General features: G+C 39.9%; 14 protein-coding genes. 7 read left to right on the forward strand and 7 right to left on the reverse strand.

What is annotated here, in order from left to right; all coding sequences use genetic code 11:
• Positions 1 to 18: 18 nt before the first annotated feature.
• The 3 genes from SC428_RS07810 to cdd all read left to right on the forward strand — a co-directional run bounded on the left by SC428_RS07810 (position 19) and on the right by cdd (position 2,486).
• Positions 19 to 492 (forward strand): CidA/LrgA family protein, encoded by a 474-nt coding sequence (locus tag SC428_RS07810; protein WP_070924962.1) that lies wholly within the window; start codon positions 19 to 21, stop codon positions 490 to 492.
• Positions 486 to 1,181: a CidB/LrgB family autolysis modulator gene (locus tag SC428_RS07815; RefSeq protein ID WP_070924963.1), complete on the forward strand. Its 696-nt coding sequence runs from the start codon at positions 486 to 488 to the stop codon at positions 1,179 to 1,181. Before SC428_RS07810 ends, SC428_RS07815 begins: the two co-directional genes overlap by 7 nt.
• Positions 1,182 to 1,598: 417 nt before the next feature.
• Positions 1,599 to 2,486 (forward strand): cytidine deaminase, encoded by an 888-nt coding sequence (gene cdd / locus SC428_RS07820; RefSeq protein ID WP_070924964.1) that lies wholly within the window; start codon positions 1,599 to 1,601, stop codon positions 2,484 to 2,486.
• A 71-nt stretch (positions 2,487 to 2,557) separates the two neighbouring features.
• Here the strand turns inward: cdd and SC428_RS07825 are convergent, their stop codons facing one another.
• From SC428_RS07825 to SC428_RS07835, 3 genes are all read right to left on the reverse strand, one after another.
• Positions 2,558 to 3,307: a hypothetical protein gene (locus tag SC428_RS07825; protein WP_318706873.1), complete on the reverse strand. Its 750-nt coding sequence runs from the start codon at positions 3,305 to 3,307 to the stop codon at positions 2,558 to 2,560.
• 9 nt (positions 3,308 to 3,316) lie between these two features.
• Positions 3,317 to 4,075 carry a hypothetical protein gene (locus tag SC428_RS07830; RefSeq protein ID WP_318706875.1) on the reverse strand — a complete coding sequence of 253 codons (759 nt, stop codon included), beginning with the start codon at positions 4,073 to 4,075 and terminating at the stop codon, positions 3,317 to 3,319.
• Positions 4,076 to 4,480: 405 nt separating this feature from the next.
• Positions 4,481 to 5,149 carry a hypothetical protein gene (locus SC428_RS07835; RefSeq protein WP_318706877.1) on the reverse strand — a complete coding sequence of 223 codons (669 nt, stop codon included), beginning with the start codon at positions 5,147 to 5,149 and terminating at the stop codon, positions 4,481 to 4,483.
• Between the two features lie 509 nt (positions 5,150 to 5,658).
• Here SC428_RS07835 and SC428_RS07840 point away from each other — a divergent pair.
• Together SC428_RS07840 and SC428_RS07845 are read left to right on the forward strand one after the other, a co-directional pair.
• Positions 5,659 to 7,356 (forward strand): NAD-dependent malic enzyme, encoded by a 1,698-nt coding sequence (locus SC428_RS07840; RefSeq protein ID WP_318706879.1) that lies wholly within the window; start codon positions 5,659 to 5,661, stop codon positions 7,354 to 7,356.
• A 349-nt stretch (positions 7,357 to 7,705) separates the two neighbouring features.
• On the forward strand, positions 7,706 to 8,566 hold the full coding sequence (locus SC428_RS07845; protein ID WP_318706881.1) for a rhomboid family intramembrane serine protease: 861 nt from the start codon (positions 7,706 to 7,708) through the stop codon (positions 8,564 to 8,566).
• An 84-nt stretch (positions 8,567 to 8,650) separates the two neighbouring features.
• Here SC428_RS07845 and SC428_RS07850 read toward each other — a convergent pair whose 3' ends face one another.
• Genes SC428_RS07850 through murQ form a run of 4 tightly spaced genes read right to left on the reverse strand, consistent with a single transcriptional unit; the run spans position 8,651 to position 12,604 of the window.
• Positions 8,651 to 9,433: a sulfite exporter TauE/SafE family protein gene (locus SC428_RS07850; protein ID WP_318706883.1), complete on the reverse strand. Its 783-nt coding sequence runs from the start codon at positions 9,431 to 9,433 to the stop codon at positions 8,651 to 8,653.
• A gap of 6 nt (positions 9,434 to 9,439) precedes the next feature.
• A complete protein-coding gene (locus tag SC428_RS07855; protein ID WP_318706887.1) occupies positions 9,440 to 10,282 on the reverse strand; it encodes a MurR/RpiR family transcriptional regulator in 843 nt (280 codons plus the stop codon).
• Positions 10,283 to 10,297: 15 nt separating this feature from the next.
• Positions 10,298 to 11,662 carry a PTS transporter subunit EIIC gene (locus SC428_RS07860; protein WP_070924971.1) on the reverse strand — a complete coding sequence of 455 codons (1,365 nt, stop codon included), beginning with the start codon at positions 11,660 to 11,662 and terminating at the stop codon, positions 10,298 to 10,300.
• Between the two features lie 21 nt (positions 11,663 to 11,683).
• Positions 11,684 to 12,604: an N-acetylmuramic acid 6-phosphate etherase gene (gene murQ / locus SC428_RS07865; RefSeq protein WP_318706890.1), complete on the reverse strand. Its 921-nt coding sequence runs from the start codon at positions 12,602 to 12,604 to the stop codon at positions 11,684 to 11,686.
• A gap of 434 nt (positions 12,605 to 13,038) precedes the next feature.
• On the opposite strand from murQ, the gene SC428_RS07870 reads away from it, so the two are divergent.
• Entirely contained in the window at positions 13,039 to 14,433 is a 1,395-nt protein-coding gene (locus SC428_RS07870) for a GntP family permease (protein ID WP_140180608.1), read from the forward strand.
• A gap of 12 nt (positions 14,434 to 14,445) precedes the next feature.
• Complete coding sequence (locus SC428_RS07875; RefSeq protein ID WP_180355045.1) at positions 14,446 to 15,603, forward strand: iron-containing alcohol dehydrogenase; 1,158 nt, start codon at positions 14,446 to 14,448, stop codon at positions 15,601 to 15,603.
• The last annotated feature ends 11 nt before the right edge of the window (positions 15,604 to 15,614 follow it).

A 15,614-nucleotide genomic window follows, 5' to 3' on the forward strand; every position in this document is an offset into this window, starting at 1 on the left:
CGTAATAGGACGAGTCTCATGTCATTAAAACATGTGCTGATAACCGGATGGCAGTATTTACGCGCTTTTGCGATTCTTTATCTCTGCCTGATCATTGGGAACCTGTTATCAACACTTCTGCCATTTTCTGTTCCCGGTAGTATCATCGGTATGCTAATACTGTTTGTGCTACTCGCTCTTCAAATTGTGCCTGCGCACTGGGCGCAACCTGGTTGTTCAATATTGCTAAAGAATATGACGTTATTGTTTGTACCTATTGGTATCGGCATCATGAATTATTATAGCCAATTAAGCGAACAACTGGTTCCAATCCTTGTTGCCTGCTTTATTAGTACGTTAGTGGTGATGGTTGTGGTTGCTTTCAGCTCTAACTATATCCATAAAGAACGTCAAATTGTTGGTGTAAAACCAGACGAGGTTCCTCTTCCCCCTGAAGAGCCAACTCATATATCACCGGATAATCAGCAAGATAAGGGGGATGGAAAATGTTAGAACATATTTGGTGGTCACTACCGTTAACTATTGCCGTTTTTTATCTGGCACGGATTTTATCGATTAAATTAAAACTACCACTATTAAACCCATTATTAGTGGCGATAGCGATTATTGTTCCGTTACTCATTTTTACCAATACCCCTTATGAACACTACTTTGCAGGCAGTAAAATCCTTAATGACCTGCTACAACCGGCGGTTGTCGCACTCGCCTTTCCTCTTTATGAGCAAATGCATCAAATTCGCGCCCAATGGAAATCACTGTTTAGTATCTGCTTAGCCGGCAGCTTAGTGGCTATGTTTACTGGTACATCGATTGCCTTATGGTTAGGTGCAACACCCGACATTGCCGCCTCTATCTTACCAAAATCCGTTACGACCCCAATCGCCATGGCTGTCGCTGATTCAATTGGCGGTGTTCCAGCAATTAGTGCTGCTTGCGTGATTTTTGTGGGTATGTTGGGAGCGATGTTTGGCCATTCCTTATTTGATGCCCTACGTATTCGTACACATGCTTCAAGAGGGTTAGCAATGGGGACTGCGTCTCACGCATTAGGTACTGCCCGTTGTGCAGAAATCAACTATATTGAAGGCGCTTATAGCTCATTAGCATTAATGACTTGTGGGATCATTACCTCTTTACTCGCTCCGTTTATCTTCCCAGTCATACTCCATCTTTTCGGCTAAACTCAATACAATATGAGAGAGGCTTATCGCCTCTCTCAACTTATTGACGAAGAGGAATGAAATCAGTTTTTTCCGCTTCGTGTTATCAGCCGAAAATCAATAATTTGATTTTCCTAATTTAGGTCAAATAACCTCAACGACTACCGCCAAACAAAATACGTTTGTCAGCAGTCAGTCAGAGGCTTACCGCCAAAAACTTGAGATACATCTCTCAATTACACAATTTGTTTCATTAATTTCATAGAAAAAGGGATGTTAATCACATATTAAGTGATAATTTATTACATATACTCTAAACACTTGAGATGCAGCTGAACGGGAACCCCATAACTCACGAAGAGCGTAGAAAGTATCCCCCAATGCAAAACGCTGCAATTGAGTATAAAAAATGTAAGTAAGTCACTAGGAGAACTACTCATGCATTCAAGATTTAAGTCCGCTTGGTCTCAACTCCCAGAAAAGTTACAAGTTGCGCTCAGACCCATTATTGATACACCTGATTTTCAAGCGATGCTGAGTGCCGAACAAGTTAATCAGATTAAGGCTGATTGCGGTTATAGTGACAGCGAGCTGGCATTTTTATTATTACCTTTCGCGGCGGCCTATGCTGTTACCCCAATTTCGCACTTTAATGTCGGGGCTATTGCCCGTGGTGTAAGTGGTAACATCTACTTCGGCGCTAATATGGAATTCAGTGGCGTCGCTATCGCGCAAACTATCCACGCAGAGCAATGTGCCGTGACCCATGCATGGTTAAAAGGTGAAAAACAGTTGGCTTCGATCACGGTCAACTATACGCCATGCGGTCACTGCCGACAGTTTATGAATGAATTGCGTGGTGGTGGTAAAATTGAAGTACACCTCCCTGAGCGTCAGCCAGCAACATTACATGATTACTTACCTGATTCATTTGGCCCATCCGATTTAGAGATCACAACTCTGCTGATGGATACTGTCGATCATGGTTACAGCACACCGAGTCGTAATCGCTTGTTATGTGCGGCTATTGAGGCAGCAAACCAGTCACATGCACCTTATAGCCAATCGCATTCAGGTATTGCACTACAGTTAAAAGATGGTTCATTATTCACTGGTCGCTACGCTGAAAACGCCGCCTTTAATCCAAGCTTGCCACCACTCCAAGCCGCATTAATTATGATTAATTTAGCGGGCAAAGATATGCATTCTATCGAGCAAGCGGTATTAGTTGAAAAGCAAGATGCAATTGTTAAGCAATGGTGTATTACGGAGAACACTTTGCAAGCACTCGGTTGCCAGCAAAAAGAAGTGACTTATTTAGATTAATTTGTTAAACATTTAATTGCCGCCATTTATTTGGTGGCAATTATTTAATGTATTTTGCATATCTATCTTCCTTAATTTTTAATATGATCTAATAAAAATAACTCCGTTTTACGTCTAATTTTCTCCCATAATGGGAGTTTACCATAAGAAAAACGTACTTTTACACGAGCCCCAATTTCCGGCATAAGAAAATGCATATAGCAGGCATAATATTTTCTTGTTATAGGTGTCCATTGACATCTAGATACTGTAGTGACCTCGCCCTCTATATTATCCCAATACACCCCAACTCTTCTTTCATCATCATAATGAGGATCATTTTTATGTTTTAATAATTTTACTGCTCCATTATTTAGCATACTAATGAATTCAGTAAAATAGAGATCAGATTCATCATCATATAACAATTCACCTTGAGCGCCATGATGAATTGAATTCATAAAATTATTATGAATTCTCGTCATATAAGGCTCATTCACTTCTATTGGTGTAATCGCAATCATCAGCCCATCATCTCTTTCCCAGTATTCACTCGCTTGCATATCAGGCCAAGAGACTAATAATGGCAATACACGAAAATTAGCATCGCATCCTTTTTTATTATTAATAAAATCAGGATCCCAATAACTTGCGCCTTCGTATTCTGCAAACATATAAATATACTCAATTGGAACTTCCATTACATTTTGATGAAATTTCCCACAAACAAATCCCTTTCGATTACCAGCGTGGGCTGCTAGTGGACTCACAATAAATATAATTAAAAAAAATATTGCTAACCTTATTAAATTAACTTTAGAAGTTAAATAATTAAGACACATATAGCTACCTTATTTGCGTTTGTTTTCCATATGTACCATGCTTGCTATAATAAATTCTCTTGCCACGATAGAAAATTTTGAAAATACTGTTGTATGACTAATTCTTCTTAAAACCTTATAAAGATTTTCTTGCTTTGAAGCTGATACATGCTTTAGTTTTTCAATCATCTTAGTCATAATAAGATGAGAAAAAGTAAACTCTTTATGCATATAACCTGTTGAGTCCAAAATTTTTATCCAATACTCTTCTTTTTCATTTTCTGATAATTCATCAAAAATAGGTTTTAATATCCATGCTTCAATCGGGATTTTATATTTTGCATATACCTTTTTATGTAACTGACTAATTTCTTTAAAATTAATATCACCATCAATAGTACTATTTCCTTGTTTAAATTTTCCTTCAAGGAATTCAAGATAACCTTCTGCCATATCCATCTGCATCTGTTTAAGTTGCTTTGCTGTGAATATTATCTGATGCTCAAAAAGAACCGCACGAAAGTACTGCATTGCAACCATTGAAAAGATACTGTCTTCTGCTAACATACTTTTGGCTAATATAGGATAACGTCCCGTGTATCCTGTTAGCTGTTGGTTATCTAATTCACGGTGATTAATTAAATGATATTTTGATGTATTTTGATTATTGAGGTAATTATTGCTATTAATTGTATTCGCAGATACTGATAACGATATAAGAAACAAAACAGCGGATAATGATAGTTTTTTAAAATGAAAAAAATCGGCTATTCCAGTAAGTCGTCTCATTAAAATTCCTTTTATTGAAAATAACCATACAATGATTATTTATCGAAAATGAACACACGTCTTTTATAGAATGACATAAAATAAAATCTTGTAGCAATATATGATAAAAATACTAACTATTTCATAACCTATACTTTAAATAATTCGAATTGCAGGTCAGCGATAAACAAAGATAGATGGAGAGCATATACAAACGCTATAATTCAGTAAACGTAGCGCAGTCACTATCCCCTAACGAAAAGTGCGACAAGTGAAGATAGGCAAGGAGAATATACTCTAAATAATTCGAGTTGCAGTTAGGCGACAAGTGAATGAGTCGCTAGGAGCCTACATAAGTAGGTGACGAGTGCGGGTGAGCCTAGTCAACAACACTACAACTTGAAGTATGACGAGTATATTGCTATTTTAATATTTCTTAGGAAGGATATGTTCTGAGTATACCGTTGTTCTTTTTATCCTTTTTAACCATTTACATATTCTGGATTTTTCTTCTTTAGATGCATACTTTACTTTTTCTTCAACCATACGAATAATATTCGCGATAAATATGTATTTTTTACTTTCTGTTTTTGCACTTAACATGATTTTCCAATAAGCTTCTTTTTGGTGATCATTTAATAAATCAAAAGGAACAGTTAAGATCCATACGTCGTTAGGCAAATTATAATCATTTATTATTTTATTATATATTACATTGGCTTTTTTATAGTTGATATCATCAATATGATACTCAAGGCCTTTATCATCATCTACTTTTTTATTAGTCAAATCTATATATTCAAATTTATGTGCACAAATAATCGAATTAATTAAATTATCACTAACCGGTAAACTATGTTCCTTCATTACTTGTTTAAAATAATCAATCATTATAATACTAAAAGGTGACATATAATTTAATTGTGCCTCCTTTTCTTTTTTTAGCTCTTGTGTATAGAGATAATCATCAACAATACTTATTGTTTTTTTAAATTCACCCCGTGATTTTGCCAAACAAATAAAACTGAACAATATATTTATTATAAAAATAAGTATTAACCTCATAACTTTTTTATCATAAAGAAAGAAGCTCATTCTCCGCCCTCATAGGCATTATTAGGATAGAATATTCGTATTAATGATAAAGCAAAAAAAAGTTGTCTTCATCAACTTTCAAATAGTTTCGAATTGCGATTGGAATATTAAACACATTAAATCAGCAACTATCAACATATAAAAAACAATACTATAAAAATATTAAAAATAAAAACGCTGGTCAATATATAATAAGGTATGGAATTAAATAATAAATTCGTTAGGTTATTTTTTAAATTATATCAATCTGATAATCGGGATTATGGCAAGTATCCACAACATATCCCTTAGACTCAGCATACTGAAGATAGTCTTCCTCACGATAACAATCTCTTAGGTAGTACAGTTTCTCTGTTGATTTAAATTAGCTATTATGCTGTTTATTATACAAATAATATTATTTAACATTTATTTTAACTCTTTGTATCAATAATCACTGTACATATTTTTTGTTTGCCTTAGGATCTATCCCGACTGTTGTTTTTTAATCGTCCAAAGAGTGATATTTCATGGAACATGAATACGAAACAAAACGCCCTCTGTACATACCTTATGCAGGCCCTATCCTGCTAGAATTTCCTTTATTGAATAAAGGCAGTGCCTTTAGCGAAGAAGAACGTGCAAATTTTAACCTGTATGGTTTACTGCCTGAGCAAGTTGAAACTATCGAAGAACAAGTAGAGCGCGCTTATCGCCAGTTAATCGACTTCAAAACAGATATCGATAAACACATTTATTTAAGAAATATTCAAGACACCAACGAAACCCTATTCTACCGTCTGATTGATGCGCACCTCACTGAGGTGATGCCAATTATTTATACCCCGACGGTTGGTGAAGCGTGTGAACACTTCTCTGATATCTATCGTCGTGCTCGTGGTTTATTCATTTCTTATCCAAACCGTGAATACATCGATGATATGCTGCAAAATGCCACTAAACAAAACGTGAAAGTGATTGTAGTCACTGATGGTGAGCGTATCTTAGGTCTCGGTGACCAAGGCATCGGCGGCATGGGTATTCCTATCGGTAAGCTTTCTTTGTATACCGCTTGCGGTGGCATCAGCCCAGCTTATACTTTGCCGATCGTGATTGACGTGGGAACCAATAACCCACAGCGTCTAAATGATCCGCTGTATATGGGATGGCGTCATCCACGTATTACTGGCGAAGAATATGACCAATTTATTGACGAATTTATTCAAGCCGTAAAACGCCGTTGGCCAAATGTGCTGTTGCAATTTGAAGACTTTGCGCAAAAGAATGCAATGCCATTGTTAAACCGTTATCGCGATGAGCTTTGCTGCTTTAACGATGATATTCAAGGTACCGCATCGGTAACCTTAGGTAGCTTGATCGCAGCTAGCCATGCTGCTGGCAGTAAACTGAGCGACCAACGAGTGACTTTCTTAGGCGCAGGCTCCGCAGGTTGTGGTATTGCTGAACAAATTGTTGCGCAAATGAAATCTGAAGGTTTGAGCGATGAGCAAGCACGCTCACGCATTTATATGGTTGACCGTTTTGGCTTGTTAACCGATAAACTCCCTAACTTGCTAGATTTCCAAAGTAAATTGACTCAAAATAGTGGCAATTTAGCTGACTGGGATGTGAACAGCGATTCAATTTCGTTATTAGATGTGGTCCGCAATGCTAAGCCAACTATCTTGATTGGTGTTTCAGGTCAAGCAGGTTTGTTCACCGAAGAAATCATCAAAGAGATGCACAAACACTGTGAGCGCCCAATCGTCATGCCACTGTCTAACCCAACCTCACGTGTTGAAGCTCGTCCAGAAGATATTATTAACTGGACTGATGGCAAAGCATTAGTCGCAACAGGTAGCCCATTTGCACCAGTATCCTATAAAGATAAGGTCTACCCTATCGCTCAGTGTAATAACTCTTATATCTTCCCAGGTATCGGCTTAGGAGTGATTGCTTCAGGCGCTAAACGCGTCACTGAAAATATGCTAATGGCAGCCAGCCGTGCGTTAGCTGAGTGCTCTCCACTCGCTAAAGCAGGTGATGGTTCACTATTGCCACCATTGTCTGATATCCAACAAGTTTCGCGTTTTATTGCGAAACAAGTTGCAAAAGAAGCGCAGGTACAGGGTGTCGCTACCGTGACCTCAGACAGTGCATTGGAAGAGGCGATTGAACGCAATTTCTGGAAACCTGAATATCGTACTTATAAACGGACATCATTCTAATTTCCGAATAGGTTAAAGGCGCTATTTAGCGCTCTTAGACTGTTGACAAACCTATCATGTTTGGCGGTAGTCGTTAGGGTTCTGAAATAAACGAGGAAAATCAATTTATTGATTTTCAGCTGATAGCACGGAGCGGGAAAACCACGCTTTTATCTCGCTTCGTCAGCAACCTCAGGGCGCTATTTAGCGCCCTTTTTAGTTTTTGACCTCATTTTTCAGATATTGGATATAAACTAAAATTTTGGCACATTTTATACTCTAAAGATCCAGCACCACTAACTAATGAATTGAGTCAAAACTCTTGTAGCTTAAAGTATGGCAAGTATAAATATTATTATAAGGACTTAATATGTCTGAACAACCAAACTACACACCACCTGCATCCAAACCGCGTATTTCATTGAAAGCCATGGCATTAACGCTGATCCTTGTGCTATTCAATATCGCTGTTTATTTCTATCAAATCGCCTTTGCATCACCGCTCGAATCGCGAGAAAGCAACTTATTGTTATTTGGTGCAAATATCTACCAACTCTCACTAACAGGTGATTGGTGGCGTTATCCCATCAGCATGATTTTGCATTCAGATGCGATGCATATTGGTTTTAATAGTCTTGCCTTATTAGTCATTGGTATTGAATGCGAACGGGTTTATGGCAAATTTAAATTATTATCTATTTATATTATTTCTGGCATCGGTGCAGCCTTATTTAGTGCCTACTGGCAATACCAAGAATCACTCAAGGCAGTTGATTCATTTAGTTTATATATGCCAATAAATAATACGGTGTATATTACTATCGGTGTAGGTGCATCAGGCGCCATTATGGGGCTAGCGGCCGCATCAGTGATCTATTTGCTCAAAACGATTAACTCACCAGATGTCCCTGATATCGAAAATGCCAAACTAAAACGCCAGCTATACAATATTATTGCCATGATTGCGTTAACTTTAGTTAATGGTATGCAGTCTGGGGTGGATAATGCAGCGCATGTGGGGGGGGCCGTGATTGGTGCATTGGTTAGCTTAGGCTATGTGATTTCAGCAAAGAAATCCTACCTTATTGACCTGTTGATTACCGCAATAGCTGCTGTTTTGCTGATATTTGCTATCTACAGTATCTCTTTCTCAACCGATGAAGATTTATTGTTTGAACGTGAATTTATTTATCAAGAAATCCAAAAAGAAGTGACTGGTGCAAATCAGTAATGAATATCCCCTTGGTATAACCAAGGGGAGCATTAATGGCATTTCTTCATTATCATTCAGATTACAGCATTTCACTCGAATTATTTAAAGCATAAACACTTTTAGCGTCATCATGATGGCACTGCATACAATAAGTAACAGTGTAATATATTGGAAAGTGCGTTCAGATAATGTCACCAGCAAATATTTCGCCAATGGCATTACGAGTAATGCCCCTGCACATAAAATGAGTGCCAATTTTAAATCAGTGTGACCGTCCTGCGCATAAGCTAACGCAGAAGATCCTGATAAAACCGTGGTAACAACAATTGACGTACCAATAGCTTGCTTAATATTTAACTGCATATAACGTAACAGCATCGGCAATACCACAACACCGCCACCCACACCTGTCGCACCTAATACAATACCCGCAATAACCGCAGGCACTGCCATTGCACGTAATTGGCTCTCTTTAATGGCTATTTTTTTAATTGGATTGGCAAAAAACATACGATGAATAAATAAGTACAGAGAAAAAATAATTGCCACCGCAACCAACAAATTAATCCCCCATTCAACCTGTTTTTCATATTGCGGAATGCTTCCCAACCAAGTCACCAATAAACTCGATAAAAATGTACTTGGCAACATAATTGCCAATACAATCAACGCGCCTTTTAATGGAATATTGCCTAATCGAAAATGCATATATGACGAAGAGACTTTCATCAACATGGATAAGAAGTTTGCTGTTGCCACCGCGGCTAATGCATTGAGTCCAAAAAAATAGGTCAGTATCGGTAAAACAATCACACCACCACCGACACCTGTGGTGCTAATAATCAAGCCAATCAATGCTCCGATGGCTAACTCAGTTAAAATCATTAGGTTTTATCCTGCCCGGGTTACGGCTTGCCGTGCTTTGTGTAATGCAATATCTGCATCTTTATTGGCGAGGGTTAAATACTTAAAAAATAGTGTATCAAATATGACCATTTGCAATACTTGTGGCGTGATCACACCAAGCTGGGAGTGCTGTTCATCATAGAAATAAGGCAAAGTATAATCAGCAAGGCGCGCTGCTTCATCTTGCCCAAAACGGGTTAATGCGACAGTCGTACAACCACTTTCATGAGCTGATTTCAGCATATAATTGATATCAGGGGTATTGCCCCTTGCAGTGACAGCGATTGCTAAATCACTTGCATTCAAGTTTGCCGAATAACCGAGTTGAACATGCAGGTCAGGACTAAACAACGCATGTTTATTCACACGGATCAATTTAAGAAAAATATCATTAGCCACAATCGCTGAAGATCCGATCCCAAATACTACAACCCGTTTTGCTTCAACAATTTTTTGTGCGATTGCATCCACCGTCAGCGGCTCTAGTAATCCCACTGATTTTTCAATTGCCGTAATAAACATTTGCCCTGATTTAGCGATAATCTGAGCCGTATCATCATTACGGCTCAGATTGCCATACAAACTCTCGGCTTTGTGCTGCTTTTCATCGGATAAGTAGTCAACTTTAAATTCAGGATAGCCACGGTAACCCATTTGGCGCGCAAAACGGATAACTGAAGCACTGCTTACCCCAGCAGCTTGAGCAAGTTCAGCTGCATTCATCGAAACAATGCTATCACGACTTTCGAGCAAAAAATGGGCGATACGTTGCTCGGTACCTTTGCCTCGGGTCAATAAACTTTCCAATTTTACCGTCAGTGTTGACATGGCTATTCCTTATTATTATTTTTCTGGATCGTTGAAGCCTATTATCATACTGGCAATGAAACCGACAATCCATGCGCCAGCTACCGCAATCAGAAAATCAAGAATTTGCCCATCTCCAACTAACGGTATTAATGATAAGCCAGCCGTTCCAAACGGAATAATAATCCCCACATGGAAGAAGGCCATTAATGCCCCACCAGCGGCACCACCAATACAGCCAGCAATAAAAGGTTTACCCAGCGGTAATGACACACCGAACAATAATGGTTCGCCAACCCCAAAGATCCCCACAGGTAAAGCACCAACTAAGGTTTTTTTCAGGCGTTGATTTTTAGTTTTCAGGAATACCCAGAAACAAGAACCGACTTGCCCCATTCCTCCCATCGCTAAGATTGGGAATAGGTAATTTAAGCCAAAAGTTTGCAAAATTTCAGCATGAATGGGGATCAAGCCTTGATGCAAACCTGTAAGTAATAAAAATAGGAAGCTGCCACCTAAAATGCCCCCTGTCGCCACTGCGCCACCTCCACTGTTTAGCAATGCGACAGAAACGCCTTGAGACAAGATTTGGTTGAGATAATGCCCCGCAGGTTGGAACACAATCAAAGCCACCATAGCTGACACTAAAATGGTCACAAATGGCGTTACGATAAGATCGAGGCTCTCTTTAATGATACTTCTAAACCACACTTCAAATTTAGAAGAGAATACCACCACCATCAGTACAGCAAAGATCCCGCCACTGTTTGGCTGTAATTTCTCACCAAATAATGTGATATCGGCCAAGCCAGGCATCGCTAGCAGCCCTGCCATAACCGCACCAATTGAGGTTGATGCCCCTAATTCTTTCGCGGTATTCACACCAATCATGATAGAGAGATAGGTAAAAACGGCGCTACCGATCAATTTCAATAATTTAAACAGTTCAGGGAACTGCTCCACCACACCCGGTGCGACTAGACGCACAATATTAATCAGCCCCATAATGAGACCGCAACCAATCAACGCAGGAATGGTTGGTACAAAAATAGCGGCAAGCGTGTTTAACATGCGACGAATTGAAAAAGGTTTTTTCTCGGAACTAGCAGCAATGCTACTTTCATTCGTCAGGCCACTACCCTGCATTCTTTTATTCATTACCGAAAAAACTTTAGCCGCGGTTCCCATCCCCACAATGACTTGTTGCTGTTCACCATTAAAGACAACGCCTTTCACACCTTCGACTTGTTTCAGAGCCTCTGCATTGAATTTGCTATTGTCTTTTAAAACTAAACGAATACGTGTCATACAATGAGTCAACGTCGCCACGTTTTCGAATCCACCCGCCTGTTTTTCTATTTCTTTGGCGAGTACTTCCAGATGTTCTATCTTGTTAGCCATATAATTTCCCCAGTATTGACGTTACTCGCGGTAGCTATTCAGCATCAGATCCAAACTGGTATTTGGATTTTTCTGAACAATATCCGTCGCTTGCTGTGCATTAATATTAAGTTCATACATTAAAATTGCGCGTCGTGGATGATAATCCACTTGCTTTAACAACTCTGCGGCTGTTTGCATATCGATCTGGCACACTTCCCCAACAATTCTTTCGGCACGGCGCAGCAGTTTGATATTATTTGCCACCACATCAATCATTAAATTAGTGTGAATTCGCCCTAAACGTGCCATCACACAAGTGCTGAGCATACCCAAAATCATTTTTTGCGCCGTACCACTTTTCATTCGAGTCGAGCCAGAAAGCACTTCAGCTCCCACATCAGGAGCAATCGCATATTGTGCAAGCTCACTTAGCACACTATGACCACGTGTGGTGATAGCCACCGTCAGTGCACCTAATTGATTGCCATACTCAATCGCTGATAAGGTAAAAGGCGTTCGTCCACTCGCTGCAATACCAATAATCACATCTTTTTCGCTTGCGCCACGCTGTTTAAGCTCCTCAACGGAGGCTTCAACAGAATCCTCAATATTTTCAACTGCTTTTAACATCGCGGCCTGTCCACCCGCAATAATCGATTGCACTAATTCAGGCGATGTACCAAATGTTGGAGGGCATTCAGCGCTATCGAGGACAGCAAGCCGCCCGCTAGTTCCAGCGCCGACATAAAATATCCTCCCTCCTTGCTTTAAGCGCTCTGCAATCACATCAACCACATTGGCAATTTCAGGTAACACTTCCTGTAGAGAGGTAGCGACCGTGCTATCAGCTTGATTAATCTCTGTTAGCATGGATAAGGTGTCTAAACGCGAAAACTGCAACGTGTCTTGATTGAGCTCATTTTGCAAGCAATCACTGAGTGTATTTTCGGTTACTGACATGACATCACCTCAATTGAAATTAAATTTCACAAAAAATTACTACTAATGAATTTTTATTTCAATTGAAATCATAGCAACGTTATCACTTGTATTGGTTTACGTGATCAATTTCACATCATTATCTGATATTGGAAAAACCATTAGGCTGTGAAAAAGCACGCTGTCCCTCCCTTCCTTTTATTACTTATCCGAAATTTTTATTTAAGAATGTTTGAGATCTCAGTCACGAGTTATTAATGAATTGTTAATTTTTTTGTGATCTAAGCGCTTTTTCTTTTCTTTTTTGTCACAACGGATTTGCTTAACCAAATGATCTCATCTATTAATACAATTCATATCAACTAACGATACAAATTAATAACAAGATTATTTCGCAGCCTAAAAAATTAAATTTAGACAATCAGGCTGAGATTAATAACACTGGAGAAACAGTTATGTTGAGTATCCTAGGCATTGTTCTTTCCCTACTGATGTTGATGTATTTTGCATATCGGGGCGTGAGTGTATTGATTTTAGCGCCAATACTGGCTCTGTTTGCCGTCATGATGAGCGGTGAAGTTTCTCAGCTATTTGGGGTCTACACACAAGTCTTTATGACAGGACTAGGCGGCTACGTCGTAAAATATTTTCCATTATTTTTATTGGGTGCCGTATTCGGAAAATTGATGGATGACTCAGGTTCAGCGCAATCCATCGCTTATTCGCTGGTGAGAAAGTTAGGGGGACATCGCGCCCTGCTAGCGGTTGTGATCACCTGTAGTATTTTAACTTACGGTGGCGTCTCACTATTTGTCGTTGGTTTTGCCATTTTCCCTATTGCTGCCGCTATTTTCCATGCTGCTGCTATACCCAAACGCTTGATCCCCGGCGCTATTGCCCTCGGCTCACTCAGTTTTACCATGACAGCATTACCGGGCACACCAGCCATTCAAAATACCATCCCAATGCCTTTCTTTGGAACTGATGCCTTCGCCGCCCCCGGTTTAGGGTTGATTGGCTCAGCGGTCATGTTTGCCGCGGGTTATGGTTGGCTAAGCTATCGAGTGCGTAAGGCGAAACATGCCGCAGAGGGCTATGGTGATACCTATCATGCTCCTGAAAAGCCTACCGATGATGAACATCGCCATTTACCTGCGCTTTGGAAGGCTCTATTACCCATCATATTAGTCGTTTCTTGTAACTACTTGCTTAGTAAAGTGATCCCTTTAATGGATACCGCATATCTTTCAGAAGACAAATACGGTAACACGGCTCTCAACAGCGTTTTAGGATTATGGGCGATCATTGGTGCATTAGTTCTGTCCTGCGTCACCATCATTATTTTAAATTGGTCACGTTGGAAAAATCTCAAAGAAACCATGAACAAAGGGGTTATGGGTTCTTTACTGCCTATCTTTAATACCGCATCGGAAGTGGGTTATGGCGCCGTTATCGCTTCTCTTGCTGCCTTTGCCGTGATCAGTAATTACTTATTGAGCATTTCCGCAGGTAACGTACTGATTTCAGAATCCATTGTGATCAGCATGCTAGTGGGTACAACAGGATCGGCTTCTGGCGGTTTAAGTATCGCACTGAGCATGATGGGCGAACATTTCTTACAAATGGCTGATGCTGCGGGTATCTCACCTGAATTATTACATCGCGTCGCTGCAATGGCATCAGGTGGTTTAGATACCCTACCGCACAATGGTGCTGTTATTTCATTATTGGCGATTTGTGGCCTGACCCACAAACGATCTTATTTCGATATTTTTATGGTGACCGTTGTTGGCAGTGTGCTGGGGCTCATTGTCGTCATCAGCCTCGGATCACTATTTGGCTCATTCTAAAAGGAAATCATTATGTCTACGATTGTGCTACCCCGAACACTGGAAATTGGTCATGACTCAATCAAACGTTTACCAAATGTTTTACAAGGCCTAAAGAGTAAAAAACCCTTAATTGTCACCGACAATATGATGGTAAAACTAGGTTATCTCAATAATTTACAAACTATTTTGTCTCAAGCTGGTATTGAAAGTGACGTTTATTCAGATACGGTTCCTGAACCAACTGCGGCGTCTATCCAAGCAGGTATAGAAAAAGTCAGAAGTGCTGATTTTGATTCAGTCATCGCATTAGGGGGTGGTAGCCCAATTGACAGTGCCAAAGCAATTGCCGTTATTGGCAAACTCGGCGGTGTCATCAATGAATACCGTTTTCCACGTCAAGTTGAAGAACAAGGGTTACCGATTATTGCCATTCCAACCACAGCAGGAACAGGCTCTGAATGTACTCGAGTGACTATTATTACTGATGAAAAAACGGATGAAAAATTAATGTGTATGGGCACTGGTTTTATGCCTACTGCCGCAATCGTTGATTACAACTTAACCCTCAGCGTACCAGCAAGAACCACCGCAGACACTGGTATTGATGCAATGACACACGCTATCGAAGCCTATGTCAGTCGTAAAGCCAATCTCTATTCAGATAGCCAAGCGCTATGTGCCATGAAACTGATCGGGCCAAATCTACGAAAAGTCTACCATGATGGTAATGACAAAGTGGCACGAGAGGCGATGATGCTAGGCTCTACGCTCGCTGGCATTGCATTTTCTAACGCTTCGGTTGCATTAGTTCATGGCATGAGCCGCCCTATTGGCGCATTTTTCCATGTTCCACATGGTTTATCGAATGCCATGTTGCTCCCTGCTGTAACCCGTTTTTCATTAGAGTCAGCCAAGCAACGTTATGCCGTCTGCGCACGTACCTTAACATTTGCACAAGAAACAGACAGTGATGATGTGGCTTGTGAAAAACTGATCAACACCCTTGTCGAACTCAATCGCGAACTCTCCGTGCCAACACCAGCCGAGTTCGGCATTGATAAACAGCAATTTTTCTCGGTGGTCGAGACCATGGCAAAACAAGCGGAAGCGTCTGGCTCTCCTAACAATAACCCTCGGATCCCGACTATTGAAGAGATGGTTGCTATCTATACCCAACTTTGGAATTAAGCAGGAGAAAT

This window comes from Providencia sp. 2023EL-00965, from assembly GCF_033550225.1.
Lineage (GTDB): Bacteria > Pseudomonadota > Gammaproteobacteria > Enterobacterales > Enterobacteriaceae > Providencia > Providencia manganoxydans.

Coding starts and splice junctions, on each gene's coding strand:
- SC428_RS07810 (WP_070924962.1), top strand. CDS start 19: ATGTCATTAAAACATGTGCTGATAACCGGATGGCAGTATTTACGCGCT.
- SC428_RS07815 (WP_070924963.1), top strand. CDS start 486: ATGTTAGAACATATTTGGTGGTCACTACCGTTAACTATTGCCGTTTTT.
- cdd (WP_070924964.1), top strand. CDS start 1,599: ATGCATTCAAGATTTAAGTCCGCTTGGTCTCAACTCCCAGAAAAGTTA.
- SC428_RS07825 (WP_318706873.1), bottom strand. CDS start 3,307: ATGTGTCTTAATTATTTAACTTCTAAAGTTAATTTAATAAGGTTAGCA.
- SC428_RS07830 (WP_318706875.1), bottom strand. CDS start 4,075: ATGAGACGACTTACTGGAATAGCCGATTTTTTTCATTTTAAAAAACTA.
- SC428_RS07835 (WP_318706877.1), bottom strand. CDS start 5,149: ATGAGCTTCTTTCTTTATGATAAAAAAGTTATGAGGTTAATACTTATT.
- SC428_RS07840 (WP_318706879.1), top strand. CDS start 5,659: ATGGAACATGAATACGAAACAAAACGCCCTCTGTACATACCTTATGCA.
- SC428_RS07845 (WP_318706881.1), top strand. CDS start 7,706: ATGTCTGAACAACCAAACTACACACCACCTGCATCCAAACCGCGTATT.
- SC428_RS07850 (WP_318706883.1), bottom strand. CDS start 9,433: ATGATTTTAACTGAGTTAGCCATCGGAGCATTGATTGGCTTGATTATT.
- SC428_RS07855 (WP_318706887.1), bottom strand. CDS start 10,282: ATGTCAACACTGACGGTAAAATTGGAAAGTTTATTGACCCGAGGCAAA.
- SC428_RS07860 (WP_070924971.1), bottom strand. CDS start 11,662: ATGGCTAACAAGATAGAACATCTGGAAGTACTCGCCAAAGAAATAGAA.
- murQ (WP_318706890.1), bottom strand. CDS start 12,604: ATGTCAGTAACCGAAAATACACTCAGTGATTGCTTGCAAAATGAGCTC.
- SC428_RS07870 (WP_140180608.1), top strand. CDS start 13,039: ATGTTGAGTATCCTAGGCATTGTTCTTTCCCTACTGATGTTGATGTAT.
- SC428_RS07875 (WP_180355045.1), top strand. CDS start 14,446: ATGTCTACGATTGTGCTACCCCGAACACTGGAAATTGGTCATGACTCA.